The organism is Sediminibacterium sp. FW305-C-61 (genome assembly GCF_058231065.1).
Genome location: NZ_JBIQXR010000001.1, coordinates 437,363 through 450,102 on the forward strand (window position 1 = coordinate 437,363; position 12,740 = coordinate 450,102).

Here is a 12,740-nt window from a genome sequence, read left to right on the forward strand (position 1 = left end):
ATATTCAGCAATAAAAACGGATTTCTATTGCTGAATGTTGAATCGACTAGTTTGATTTACGGAGGTATACTTTTCCGTAGCTTGAGGTAAGTGTCATATCAATTCCACCACCATTCAGTTTTCCTTTGATATGATTATCGCTGTAGCTAACCATATCGGCTGAACCAGATTTTTCAATCTCAATTTTAAAGTCAGCCGATGCCAGTATTTCACCCCATGATGTATTCATTTTCAGGTTGGCTTTGGTAGCTGTTGACATTGAAACATCCACATAACCATACACGGATACAAGTGAAACAGGTCCTTTAATGTTCTGTCCGAATTTCACATCAATACCGCCGTATACAGATTTAATGGTGAGGGGGCCGGTTACATTTTCGAGGTTTATTTTATTGTACTGTACTGATACTTCAATTTCACTTTCTATGTTTTTGAATGTTGCAGTTGTATTACCCATTACTTTGTTGAATGAATAAGAAATTGAAATGCCCTTAGGTACTTTGATTTTTATTTTTTCGGCACCTTTTCCTACCTGGGTAACTTCAACGGTGGTTCCCTTATCTGCTACATTAATGCCCAGTCCGGTATTATCCTGTAAACCAGAAGCGTTTACAGGACGAAGTCCTTTGGCCCTTTCGTCTTCATCACCATCTTTTTCCTTACCGGTGAAGATAATTTCATTGCCATCATAACCTTCTACTGTTACACCAGGAGTGCTGATAACCAGTTTTCCGGTAGATTTAGCTAGTTTATATTCTTGTGCAAATGAGCTGGCAGTAACCAATAATGCTGCGATTGTGCTGAATATGATCTTTTTCATTGCTGTTTTCGTTTTTACGTTTTTGATGAGGGTTTTCGGAATTTGATCGTCATGCATGAACCGACTTATTTCCGTTTGTTGTTTATGGTAAATATTAGGATCCAAGTGTAAGGATGCTAGAATAAGCTCTGTCTTTTACTGCCTCAGTAGTATTTACATCTTTCACCATTTTTTCGAGCTCACTCAATATGCTGGTTTGTTTCATTTTGGTAAGAAGTTGAATCAACTCCACCTGAACTACCGGATCTTTCTGGCTTTTGAGTGAAGCAGTAAGTTTTTTTCTTACATACGATTCACGGTGAAATCTTGCAATGGCTTCCAGTGCTGCCAGACGAACATTCGTATTGGGGTCGTTGTTCATTGAATGGAACAGGGCATCCACAATATCTTTGTCGGCATTTTTCATTTCATATGCCTTCATGGCTGCAGCAATACGTGTGCTGGCAGATTCCATATTGTTTAAGCTTGCAAACAACATTTCTTTGCGTTGATCCACTTTTGCAGTTACAAAAGCTGTTGTTGGTTCTTTATCTGTTGTACCGGTTATTACCGCAGGTTCTTTTTCTATTATTTCCCTATCATTAGGTATTTCCTTTTTTACCTCCTGCTTATTGGGTGTAAGTCCAGCCAATGTTTGTTGGTTGCTATTATCTGAATTCATCCACCAAATACCAATTCCGGCGAGTACCACTACACAAGCCGCGGCTACCCAACGCATGGCAGTAAAAGAAATTACGATTCCTTTTTTTGAAGGCTCCTGGGCGGGCTGCGCCATTCTTTGTTGTATACGTGAAAGCACATCCGGATTGGGTACCCGATCATCGAATGCCTCACGGTTTTCTGTAATAAATTTTTCTAATCCTTGTTTCATGCTTCACCTCCTTTGCTAAGGCTTTTCAAAATTTTTTGTTTCGATCGATGGTATTGTATCCGCACATTGTTATAAGATATACCTAACATCGTCGCAATTTCTTCCTGTGGTATATTTTCAAAAAGATATAGTTGAACTATGGTCCGATACGAATCGGGTAATTCTTCAATCGCTCTTTTAACTTCTTCTACCTTAAAACTGAACTGTGCTTCATCGATGGGTTCTTCTTCGGCTTGTATAGATTTACTATCATCTATTTCCACGAGTTTCAATTTCTGTTTACGCATCCAGGAGATGGATTGATTAATGGCAATTCTTTTTATCCATGCCCTGAATCCGCCCGTGTGTTCAAATTTGTGGATGGCTTGAAAAGCAGCCACAAATACCTCCTGCAACAGGTCTTCGGCCTCACCGGTATGTTGTACCAGCCGGAAAATAGTATTGTATACCTCTTTCGAATATTGGTGGTACAATTCTGTAAAAGCGGACGAATCGCCCCTTTTACATCTTTCCACTACCTCATCGTGTTTTATTATGAAAACCTGTTCCAAATCTGTTTGCCTGAGTACTTGTAGTTATCTAATCGCAGGATTTTTCTCTATGTTACACAAATTACCCGGATTTTTTTCCTGGAAATAAAAAAAGCGGCCCGTGTAGGCCGCCAAACGTGTTTTAAACACACAATATCCAATGTCCAATATCCAATTTGGAAGTTGGATATTGGATGTTGGACATTGATTATTTAATACTTTTTCTTCTCCCTGATTTCAAGCACTTCTTTCTTCAAAGGTGCAAGTTCATTAGGGTCGAGGTGGTTCCAGGAGGTATTAAATACCTGCTTATAGTAGTCTTGTAATGCTTCAATCATAGGGTTAATTACTCCCGGATCGCGGCTAAAGCCTACGTTATAGGTCCTTTCAAGGGTATTGTAAACAGGGGCTATATACACCTGTTTTTGTTTCAGTGGGATGCTTTTTGCCCATAGTTTCTCTTTGGTCAATGGCTCAGCAGCAACCAGGTTTACTTTTCCGGATAAGATAAAAAAGCCGGCATACTTATAAGCAGTTCTATAAGTGATATAACGACCTTTTCCAGATACATATTCCTGGTATGAACTCCAGTTTACGTTAGAACCGTTGATATCGAAGTCTATTTCAACCTGTAATAGCAGGTCGCTTTCTTTTTTATCGTTATATACCACCTGGTCATAATATTCAAATGGTCCGCGAACAGAATATCCCTTTGCAGTTAGTGATTCGTTATAATCTGCAGCCATGGCTTTAGAAAAATCACTGAAGATTTTATAGTTAGAGAAAGCAAATTTCTCCTGATAAGCCGGGTCTACCAGCAGAAAAACTACCTGTGCAGATTTAGCGGGTGCTTTCTCAGGTGGCTCATAGTCGTAGTTAGGTGCTTTAATAGTAGGTACCGGAGGAGGCGCCGCCTGCTTAGGAGCAGAACTGGCAATATACAATGCAGCATAAGCGATTACTACAAATGATGCCAGTAAGTGGGTTTTGTTTTTCATACGAGATTATTTTTTTGAAGCATATATACAGTTAAAAAAGCCAATTGGTACATCAATATATCTATCCAATCACCCGTTCCTGCTATCCACCCCAACCATTGAAAAATTTCTGTTGAGCTGATGAGCAGCCACAAAAACCATTTCCAGAACAGCGGAATATTTTGCCATCCATTCCATATCCACACAAAGCAAGAACATAATGAAACGCACCATAGATAATCAGGAATCCATCCTGAACCAGGAAAAGAACTTGTTTCTTTTGTTTGGTAGAACCAGGTTTCAAAAAGAACCGGGTATTTTCTTCCTTTCAGGTATATCAAGGTTCCTGCGATAAGGGGCAGCAATATCAACGCAATCCTGGTATATGTTTTATTCTTCGCGCTCAAGCTCCTCTGTGTTGATCTTATCATCAAAGGAAACCACTACATAGTTTTCCGATTTCAGTTTAGCAATAAGATCATTTTTATATTCCAAAATCTCTTCTAATGATTCAAATAATCTGGGCGACTTCCATGTTTGTGTTACTTTATTTTTAAAATAGCCCAGTTTTTCAAACTTTGTTTTGAAATGCCCTACTGATCGCGTTGCTATTGCACTATAAAAATCCTTTGCCTTATAAATACCACTTATAATCGCAAATTTTTTATAATGCGCTGATCCTTTCGGATTACACTCGATACAGGTGGTAGACAGGTACATAAAACCATATCCTCCGGTTGTATCTCCAAACTTGTCGTTTTGAACCTGCTGTGTGGTATCGGTTACCTGAGCAAAAAGGTCTGTTTTGCAGCACGCAAATAACATGACTAATAATATAAACCGCAGCCGAAATCCCCCTGTATGCATTATAGTAAAATTAGGCTGTAGGTAAGTTATAAAAAATACCTGAAAATGAGTAGTTTATGTGGGATGAAAGTCGATAGTCCATGGTATATAAACCATGGACTATCGACTATTTCCTCCGAATATTATAAATCGCAACTGGTGGGTCGAGATATTGATTGCGGTCATTTTGCATATATATCTTTCTAACTACACTCATGCCATGAATTACCTTCCCGAAAGCAGCATATCCCAATTTATCTGCTACATTTTCTCCGCCTTCATCTAAACCAGGCTGGTCATCGATACATATAAAAAATTCGCAATTGGCCGTTCCTGGTTCCAAACGTGCTACCGATATAACACCGTCTTTGTGTTTTATACCAGTAGTTCCTGTGCTTTCATGTGGAATACCGGGAATACTTCTTGCTTTTTCGTTTTTCGTTCTCCATAAACCACCCTGTAATATTTCAGTTTTGGGTGCATTGGATGGTTGATTACTCACATTAAGTACCCTATAAAATGAAGTGTTTTCATATAAACCAGCATCCACAAAACTTAGAAATGCCCCGGCAGTCTTTGGCGCTTTGTCGATATATAATTCGATTTCAATTTTACCATATTTAGTCTCTATTTCTACAACTGGATTTCCTTTGTTGCTCTTTTCAGCACAGCTTATCGTGCATAACAAAACGAATAATATCAACAGGTTGCGGTACATGACTAATCTTTCAATTCAAATAAAAAAATTTGTGTTTGTTCTGCCTTTGAGAAATTATTATCGGCTATCATCCATAATGTTCTCTTGCCGTTCGGAAGGGTTGGACCAAAACACATACCTTCCACATTATCGGTATAAATACCCAATTCATCAAGGTTCAGTAATAATTTTTTCTGCAATGGTTTATTGGGTGGATTATTTTTCAGGGAATTGATGTGCCTGATATCTTCCGCCTCTTTTAAATCAACCTGGTATATTTTGATGGTACAGGGAATTCGGCCTGTTGAAAAAGATCTTTCCATCACAAGCAGTTTATTGTTGCCTGCATATAATATATCAGGAATACCATTTACCATAAAACTTCCCGGAGGATTTGGAGCATAAGCAACTGGGTCTAACTTATAAGCATACTGTGCCGTATTTTTTCCATCAACTGTGTTGAATGTATAAATACGCACCCATGCATCATTAGCTACCAAAGCCGCCTGTGAACCATCTTCATATCTGGGTTCTTCCAGGCTAACGTATAATTTTTTATAGTCTGATGAAAAAGAAGCTCCTTCCAATACACCATTGCGTCGTGGACCATTTAATGTTTTTTGCATTTTTAAACCGTCTGGTAATGGTAGTGTACGTTTATGCTTACCCGATGTTTGAATAATATGAATAGCAGGATCCTGTATCAGGCTATCATTAGCGTTCATGAGTCTTTCGCCTTCGCTTGTCCAAACCAGTTCTTTTGTTTTGGGATTATAACGGATAGATTCCGGATCAGGTGTAAGGCTTCCGTTTTCTTTTATAGATGGATAAGTTTTTCCATTGGGTTGCAGCAGGAAAACGACTTCCTGTAAAAGAACGGTATCAATTTTTTCTGCCGACAAGGAAACACTGAAACGATAATACCGTGCCGGTTCCCGGTCTGATCTATCGTCGCTGATAGTATAAAAGGAATTCGAGCCAGCATCATAATCAATACCCGACAATCCGCCCACAGTTGTTTCTTTAAAACGAAAGTCATGCGGTATCGTGTACACATCCAGCAGTTTTAATGATACTGGTAATTTTACGCTACCTGCTTTTTTAATGCCATTACATGCAATCAGCAATAGTAGGGTGACCGGAATAAGAATTAGTTTCAATATTTTGGTATTGTAGTAATGCAATTTAAGCCACAGACACACAGATTTATCATGTCTAATCCGTGTATCTGTGGCCTAAATTTTAAACTTAGAACTGGTTTATTTCTTCTTCAATTTCTTTTTATGTGAAAAAACCCAGGGCAATAATTTGGGTTCTGCGAATGCGTTGTTCCAGCTATCGTGCCCTACACCTGGATATTCTGAGTAAGTAACATCTGTTGCGCCGGCTGTCATCAATGCTTTGTATAATTCCCGATTGGGTTCCGGAGAAACTACGGGATCTTTCTCTCCGTGGAAAATCCAAACGGGTACATCTTTCACTTTACTTACATAATTAGGAATATCAGGTATGCCGCATATGGGAAAAGCTGCCGCAAAATAATCCGGGTTACGGATCAATAAATCATAACTACCGAATGCTCCCATGGAAAGCCCACCAAGGTATATTTGTCTTTCAAGGATTTTCCTGTTTTCCAGGAGGCTGTCCATCAATGCTTTAACCAATAATTGCTCAACCGGTGGCTCCGATTCAGAATCAGTAATCATTTTGCCATCTACTCTTTTAAATTTAGACCAGGATTTATTCGTTGGACATTGAGGGAATATGACAATACTTTTGAAATATTTTCTATTCTCAGGTTTGAGGAACAAAGCTGCACCATGTGTTAACTGCGCTTTATTATCATTGCCCCTTTCCCCGGCTCCGTGCAAAAACATCACCAGGGGATAAGCGCGGTGTTTTTTATAGTTTTCCGGGTAGAGAATCCGGTAACGGAGCGTATCATTTCCCTGGATAAATAGTTTTGATTCAAAGGCAGATAGATCCTGCGCCTTCACCATTATACCATAAAATATAAACACGATAAGCAGGATATTTTTCATATAGCAATCTTTAGATAAATCTACAAAAAATATTAGCGCAGTAAGGAGACTGTTTTCAAAAAAAATAATCTGTCTCTACCCTAAAATAAGGATATTATTGATCCTGTGGGTATTGCGTATAGGCTGCAGTTTTATCGCAAACAATGGTGGGTAGAAATTTATATTGAAGTTATTAGGCGCAACGGTACATTTGTTATAGATGAAACCGAATCTATAGTAAAACAGTATTCAGGGAAGGAATGAAGGAACGTTTATTAAACGTTATCAGGAAATATCGGTTTTCAAAAATGCTTTCCTACCAAAGTGCATTAACACCTCAATTATTTAAACTATGGAAGTTCTACAGGAAGATAATGGTAAGAAAGGCCGGTTTTATATACTTATAAATGGTAAAACAGAAGCCGAAATGACCTACACCTGGGTAGGAACAGAACGCTTTATTATAGACCACACGGAAGTTAACGAAGTGCTGAAAGGTAAAAATGCAGGAAAACAAATGGTGGCTAAAGCCGTTGAATTTGCCAGAGAAAAGGGTATTAAGATTATTCCTTTATGTCCTTTTGCCAATAGTGTTTTCAAAAAAACGCCCGAATGGAGAGACGTACTTTAGAACCACATTTTGCAATCACTGCTGTCCTGAGAAATTTGACTTAAAGCTTTACTTATCGCGTATGATGGAACACTGATTTTCATGATCTGTCATGATAGATCTTGAAAATCATGAAGATCCGTTTCCTATTAATAACAGATTGGGCAATAACAGCCATCTAAAGCAGAAAATCTATAATAAGCACCCATCAAACCTTGTAGCTTGTAGCTTGCGGCTTGTAGCCGTTTTCCCCAGACATAAATGGTTCTGCTCTACAAATGATTCTGCTGGGCATACAATACCATCATGGCAGTATTCTTTAAATCTAATTTGCGGAGAATATTTCTGCGGTGTGTATCAACTGTATAAGTACTGAGAAATAATTTATTGGCTATTTCGTGGCTTGTTAATCCTTGCCTGATCAGCATAATGATCTCTTTCTCTCTTTTACTCAGTACATCGGCGTTTGATTTAAGCTCCTGTTTCTCTGCTGACCACATAAATACCGGGTTACCTGAAATAGCTTCTTCAATAGCCGATAATAATTCATCTGAAGAAAGGTTTTTTATCAGGTAGCCCATTACCCCTTCGGTTTTACATTTGTAAATGATATCATTATCGTTTTCCATGCTCAACATAAGTATTATGGCCGATGGGTTCTCTTTTAATATCGTCCTTGCCACATCAATTCCCTTGGCGTCTGGCAAGTGGTAATCAAGCAGTAAAACCTCCGGCTTTTGTTCTTTATATAATGCCAGTCCTTCTTTTGCATTAAAGGCCTCACCCACCCAATTCAACCAGCCAATTTCTTTGGTTACACTTTGAATACCTTCTGCAAATATTTTATGGTCGTCTATAATCGCTATGCTGATTTTTCTCATACTATTCGCTTTCCTTTTCCATGATTATTTCAATAATAACAGTTGTTCCAAACTTGCTGCTGTCTACATTTAGTTTCCCTTCCATGTATTTTACCCTTTGTCTGATACTCTTCCAGCCAATGCCTTCTCCTTCTCCGGGTTGAAAGCCTTTTCCATTATCCTCAACCATTAAAGTCAGCCGGTTTGTTTTTTCTTCTTCCCAAATTTCAATATTTACTTCGGATGCTGATGCATGTTTTTTTATGTTATGTATTAACTCTAAAACAATCCGATACAATGCTGCTTCAACTTCAAGCGGGTAGCGTCTTGGTATGGAACTATGGTAGTTAATATTAAATGTTTCACCCGTATTCCATCTTGCTATCGCTTTTTCCAGTACCCTTTCAAGCCCCGATTCCTCCAGGTGAACCGGCATCAGATCATGTGCAATATTACGTAAGTCATTAATTGCCTGGTCTAGCTGATCAGATACCCATACCTGTTCTTCCGGATAAGGTTTCAGGCGATGATGTGCCCCAATTCTAATACCTCCTAGTAATCCTCCTAAACCATCATGCAATTCTCTTGCCAATCTGTTTCTTTCAATTTCCTGTGTCTGGATCATTTTATCTGCAATGGTTCTTTTCTCTTTTTCAAGCGCCTGTTCGGCCTTTTCTTTTTCGTTCTTATAAAAATTATATCGTTGTGTCAAACCAAATGAAAGAATGGTGCTCTCTCCCAGAAACCCTACCGGAGATCCATACATATTCGCATAAAACATAAGGTCGCCGCCAATATTATATTGAGATAATAAAATCAACAAAATATATACGCTAAAAAAACAAACCGCCATCAGGAAGAAAAGCGACAGGTATTTTTGTTTTCCATATCCTTTCCAGATAAAGGTTATGATCAGTCCCAATACAAATACCCAAATGAGGTTCATCGTAGTAAGGTATCCATATCGAAGTAAAGTGCTGCTGCTGGGAATATCAGTCAGTAATAAACCTACACTTGAAAACAATAAGAGGAACTGTAATATGCGAATAGTTTTGGTATAACTTCTTTGTGTATTAGGTATGGTAAAAAAGCGAGCTGTTAGCTCAAGTAAAAAGATAAAAGATATATTAGAAAAGAACGGACGAGATTTGCTTGTAAATTCCGGCCATTCGGGCCATAAGCTTCTGAATCCGATTCCCCATTGTGAAATAATCCAGCATACAGAACAGATTACATATAAGCTGTAAAATAAATGGATATGATCTTTCAGCGATACCCATAAAAAGGAATTAAGCACGAGCAGAAAAAAAATCCATCCCAAAAAAATACCAAAAAAGAAATGACGATCTGATAAATACGATGCCAGTGATGAGTCCTTAATCAGTCGTAATGGTATATTTAGGGATTCTCCTTTTTTATCAATCCGAATTAAATAGATATGTGGTACTGCTTCAACCGGATACCAGTAATCCGGTGCATCAAGCACGCGCTGCGCATAGGGATAATAATCACCGGACTGGTATACTCTTTGCCATTTTCCTTGTTGCTGCTCATAAATGCTGATATCATTGATGTGCGGGTTGGCCACCTGAATCCAGCTTTTTTCTGTTGGATTTATAGAAAGCTTTACCCACCAAACCTGCTTGGTAAACCCCGCATTAAAAATTCCGTTACTGATATTTTGTGCATTGCTTTCAATTGCGTTAGCGGCTTCTTCTACACTATAATTAACACTATCGGGTGTTACGCTAAATATTGGTTTGCTGAAGTGTTTGCTGAAGTTGGTTAGGTTATAAGAACCCCAGAACATTAATATAAAAAGCAGGATAGTGCCTGTAATCAACAACGGTATTTTGGGGATGGATTTTAATAACATAGCTCTTCGCTCGTTCAGTACATAACAATACGAAAAAAGCCCGGATTACGGGCTTTTCGTGATTAGTTTTATTCATTACTTAAATGCCGGTGGATGCATTTCATCCCAACCTGTTTTCTCCTGGTACCATTTAGCGGCCAGCAAAATGTTGGCTTCACCAAATAACCTACCTACAAAAGAAATGCTGGTGGGTGTATTTGATCGCTTATCGAAACCAGTAGGAACGCATACAACCGGATGACCAGTAAGGTTTGTTATAGCCGACTGGTTTCCGCTTCCTCGGGTCGGACAAATAATCACATCGAACTGGTTAATTACTTCATTTACTTTTTGCATCAATATATTTCGATGTCTGTTAGCGTTTATATATTCTACAGCCGGAACAAACCTGGATATACGAAATGTATTCGGCCAGTCGTTGCGCCCTTGTCTTGTCATCTGATCGTCAATATCATTTCTGGTAAAATCGTCGAAAGCTGCTGCACATTCTGCACTGATTACTATATCCATAATATTAAAAGGGTAGACCGCACTATCCGGAAAATCCATTGGAATTAATTCTACTCCCATTGAACGATAGGTTTCTAAAACCTTCCATTCCGTTCTGCTTGTATCTGTAATACGATCAAAGTAGTTTTTTGCATAACCGATACGCAGTTTCTTTATATCTGTTTTGGGTGAATAGTTAAACGGTTTATTTATCGCACTCATGTCTTTTCCGTCTGTACCCCTGATATAATTAAAAACGATTGCCGCGTCTTCCGCACTTCTGCATATTGGGCCAATTTTATCAAGACTCCAGCTCAATGTCATAGCGCCTGATCTGCTGATTGCTCCGAATGTTGGTCTTAATCCTGTTGCCCCACAGGTTGATGCCGGTGAAATAATGGATCCCCAGGTTTCTGTACCGATCGCAAAGGGTACTAATCCCGCAACCGTTGCAGAAGCGGACCCCGCTGATGAGCCAGATGAACCAAATCTGGTGTTCCATGGATTTTTGGTTCTGCCACCATACCAATAATCACCCATAGCAAGTGCACCAAGGGTAAACTTGGCCACCAGTACCGCACCTGCTTCTTTTAGTTGATTATACACAAATGCGTTTTCGTCAATCTCCTGGTTTTTATAGGGTTCAGCTCCCCAGGTTGTTTTGGTTCCCTTTACCGCAAACAGGTCTTTTAGTCCATAAGGAATGCCATGCAAAGGACCCCTATATTTACCAGCCGCTATTTCTGCATCCGCTTTTGCCGCCTCTGCTAATGCAATATCTTCTGTTATAGAAATTACACACTGCAGACTATCGCCATATTTTTTTATGCGATTGATAAAGAATTTAGCGAGGGCAGTAGCACTAAGTTTTTTGTTTTTGATGATAGACGAAAGTTGGGCAACAGAGTACCAGGCAAGATCATTCAAATCATTAGGAAGTGACACATTATCTGGAATATTCCATTTAATAGGTTGTTGCTTTTCATTAAAGACCATTCCGGGTAAAATAGCGCTATGCGAAAGTGTTGGAACGATATTATTTGCCAACGTTAGTTTATGCATTCGCTGGTATACTTCCACATTTTCTTTTATACCACCATACATGGTATCGATTTCCTTCTGTGTAAAATTCAGGTCGAATAACCTTGCAGCAGCGGGTATGTCTTTTTTAGAAAGGGTATCCTGGGCCTGTATCACAGAAGAAAATAGTAATAATGCAGCAGTTATGGATTTTCTCATTTTTTTATTTTGTTATAGTAGAAAAAATAGTAGTCGCTTAGCTACTAACATTTTTATGGCAATTCTGTTGAAGAAAAAGTGTTGCCCTTTGTAATATCTCCTGTTTCAAATCCTTTTTTAAACCAATACATTCTTTGTTTCGATGTACCATGGGTGAACGCATCGGGATTAACCATTTTTCCTGCCGATTTTTGCAAGTGGTCGTCGCCAATTGCATTGGCTGCTTTAAGTGCCGCTTCAATATCTCCGACTTCAAGTATATTGTTTAGTTTCTGTGCGTGATGTGCCCAAACACCAGCAAGAAAATCTGCCTGTAATTCAAGTTTTACAGATAACCTGTTGTATTCCATCTCGCTTATACCAGATTTCATCTGCTGTAATTTTGTGGTTGTGCCCATTTGTTGTTGTACATGATGACCTACTTCATGCGCTATCACATAAGCCATTGCAAATTCACCTTCCACTTCAAATCTTTGTGATAGTTCATCAAAAAACGACAGGTCTATATATATCTGTTTATCTGATGGGCAATAAAAGGGTCCTGAAGCCGCACTTGCAAAACCACAACCAGATGAGGTGGAGCCGGAAAATAAAACTAATGTAGGTTGCTGATAACGATCTCCGATAGACTGATAGATTGAATCCCAAACATCTTCGGTATCTGCCAGTACTACTTTTGTGAAGCTGGCTAATTTTTCTTCGCGTTCACTAAAGACCTGAGTGGGCGCATTTGTTTGCTGAAGGGTTTGTTGTATTACTTCATTCGGGTCTCTTCCAAATAAAATATAGATTGCAATAAGTGCAACCGCACCTAATCCACCCGTAAAAAAGAATGGATTTGTATTCCCTCTCCGGTCATCTATATTATCGCTTTGTCTTCTTCCCTGCCAACGCATATTATGTT

14 protein-coding genes are annotated in these 12,740 nt (G+C 38.8%); 1 reads left to right on the forward strand and 13 read right to left on the reverse strand.

Annotation, left to right across the window (positions count from 1 at the left end):
* Positions 1–46: 46 nt before the first annotated feature.
* The 9 genes from ACH30E_RS01930 to ACH30E_RS01970 form a co-directional block, all read right to left on the reverse strand.
* Entirely contained in the window at positions 47–820 is a 774-nt protein-coding gene (locus ACH30E_RS01930; RefSeq protein ID WP_490823426.1) for a DUF4097 family beta strand repeat-containing protein, read from the reverse strand.
* Between the two features lie 94 nt (positions 821–914).
* Positions 915–1,691 carry a HEAT repeat domain-containing protein gene (locus ACH30E_RS01935; RefSeq protein ID WP_490823427.1) on the reverse strand — a complete coding sequence of 259 codons (777 nt, stop codon included), beginning with the start codon at positions 1,689–1,691 and terminating at the stop codon, positions 915–917.
* On the reverse strand, positions 1,688–2,206 hold the full coding sequence (locus tag ACH30E_RS01940) for an RNA polymerase sigma factor (protein ID WP_490823428.1): 519 nt from the start codon (positions 2,204–2,206) through the stop codon (positions 1,688–1,690). Before ACH30E_RS01940 ends, ACH30E_RS01935 begins: the two co-directional genes overlap by 4 nt.
* A 227-nt stretch (positions 2,207–2,433) precedes the next feature.
* On the reverse strand, positions 2,434–3,219 hold the full coding sequence (locus ACH30E_RS01945; protein WP_490823429.1) for a hypothetical protein: 786 nt from the start codon (positions 3,217–3,219) through the stop codon (positions 2,434–2,436).
* Positions 3,216–3,605: a hypothetical protein gene (locus ACH30E_RS01950; protein ID WP_490823431.1), complete on the reverse strand. Its 390-nt coding sequence runs from the start codon at positions 3,603–3,605 to the stop codon at positions 3,216–3,218. The genes ACH30E_RS01945 and ACH30E_RS01950 overlap by 4 nt, the downstream gene beginning before the upstream one ends.
* Entirely contained in the window at positions 3,589–4,023 is a 435-nt protein-coding gene (locus ACH30E_RS01955; RefSeq protein WP_294989791.1) for a hypothetical protein, read from the reverse strand. The genes ACH30E_RS01950 and ACH30E_RS01955 overlap by 17 nt, the downstream gene beginning before the upstream one ends.
* Before the next feature lie 148 nt (positions 4,024–4,171).
* Positions 4,172–4,762, reverse strand: coding sequence for a peptidylprolyl isomerase (locus tag ACH30E_RS01960; RefSeq protein ID WP_294989793.1), 591 nt, complete (start codon positions 4,760–4,762; stop codon positions 4,172–4,174).
* 2 nt (positions 4,763–4,764) lie between these two features.
* Positions 4,765–5,901 carry an esterase-like activity of phytase family protein gene (locus tag ACH30E_RS01965; RefSeq protein WP_490823432.1) on the reverse strand — a complete coding sequence of 379 codons (1,137 nt, stop codon included), beginning with the start codon at positions 5,899–5,901 and terminating at the stop codon, positions 4,765–4,767.
* A 99-nt stretch (positions 5,902–6,000) separates the two neighbouring features.
* Positions 6,001–6,783, reverse strand: coding sequence for a carboxylesterase family protein (locus tag ACH30E_RS01970; protein WP_490823433.1), 783 nt, complete (start codon positions 6,781–6,783; stop codon positions 6,001–6,003).
* A 331-nt stretch (positions 6,784–7,114) separates the two neighbouring features.
* Here ACH30E_RS01970 and ACH30E_RS01975 point away from each other — a divergent pair, with 331 nt between their 5' ends.
* On the forward strand, positions 7,115–7,393 hold the full coding sequence (locus ACH30E_RS01975) for a GNAT family N-acetyltransferase (RefSeq protein ID WP_490823434.1): 279 nt from the start codon (positions 7,115–7,117) through the stop codon (positions 7,391–7,393).
* 251 nt (positions 7,394–7,644) lie between these two features.
* Here ACH30E_RS01975 and ACH30E_RS01980 read toward each other — a convergent pair whose 3' ends face one another.
* From ACH30E_RS01980 to ypfJ, 4 genes are all read right to left on the reverse strand, one after another.
* Complete coding sequence (locus ACH30E_RS01980) at positions 7,645–8,253, reverse strand: response regulator transcription factor (protein ID WP_490823435.1); 609 nt, start codon at positions 8,251–8,253, stop codon at positions 7,645–7,647.
* Position 8,254: 1 nt separating this feature from the next.
* Positions 8,255–10,075 (reverse strand): sensor histidine kinase, encoded by a 1,821-nt coding sequence (locus ACH30E_RS01985; RefSeq protein ID WP_490823436.1) that lies wholly within the window; start codon positions 10,073–10,075, stop codon positions 8,255–8,257.
* Between the two features lie 108 nt (positions 10,076–10,183).
* Entirely contained in the window at positions 10,184–11,836 is a 1,653-nt protein-coding gene (locus tag ACH30E_RS01990; RefSeq protein WP_490823438.1) for an amidase, read from the reverse strand.
* Positions 11,837–11,889: 53 nt separating this feature from the next.
* Positions 11,890–12,732 (reverse strand): KPN_02809 family neutral zinc metallopeptidase, encoded by an 843-nt coding sequence (ypfJ, locus tag ACH30E_RS01995; protein ID WP_294989813.1) that lies wholly within the window; start codon positions 12,730–12,732, stop codon positions 11,890–11,892.
* Positions 12,733–12,740: the final 8 nt, after the last annotated feature.

Coding starts and splice junctions, on each gene's coding strand:
- ACH30E_RS01960 (WP_294989793.1), bottom strand. CDS start 4,762: ATGTACCGCAACCTGTTGATATTATTCGTTTTGTTATGCACGATAAGC.
- ACH30E_RS01930 (WP_490823426.1), bottom strand. CDS start 820: ATGAAAAAGATCATATTCAGCACAATCGCAGCATTATTGGTTACTGCC.
- ypfJ (WP_294989813.1), bottom strand. CDS start 12,732: ATGCGTTGGCAGGGAAGAAGACAAAGCGATAATATAGATGACCGGAGA.
- ACH30E_RS01975 (WP_490823434.1), top strand. CDS start 7,115: ATGGAAGTTCTACAGGAAGATAATGGTAAGAAAGGCCGGTTTTATATA.
- ACH30E_RS01945 (WP_490823429.1), bottom strand. CDS start 3,219: ATGAAAAACAAAACCCACTTACTGGCATCATTTGTAGTAATCGCTTAT.
- ACH30E_RS01955 (WP_294989791.1), bottom strand. CDS start 4,023: ATGTTATTTGCGTGCTGCAAAACAGACCTTTTTGCTCAGGTAACCGAT.
- ACH30E_RS01970 (WP_490823433.1), bottom strand. CDS start 6,783: ATGAAAAATATCCTGCTTATCGTGTTTATATTTTATGGTATAATGGTG.
- ACH30E_RS01935 (WP_490823427.1), bottom strand. CDS start 1,691: ATGAAACAAGGATTAGAAAAATTTATTACAGAAAACCGTGAGGCATTC.
- ACH30E_RS01990 (WP_490823438.1), bottom strand. CDS start 11,836: ATGAGAAAATCCATAACTGCTGCATTATTACTATTTTCTTCTGTGATA.
- ACH30E_RS01980 (WP_490823435.1), bottom strand. CDS start 8,253: ATGAGAAAAATCAGCATAGCGATTATAGACGACCATAAAATATTTGCA.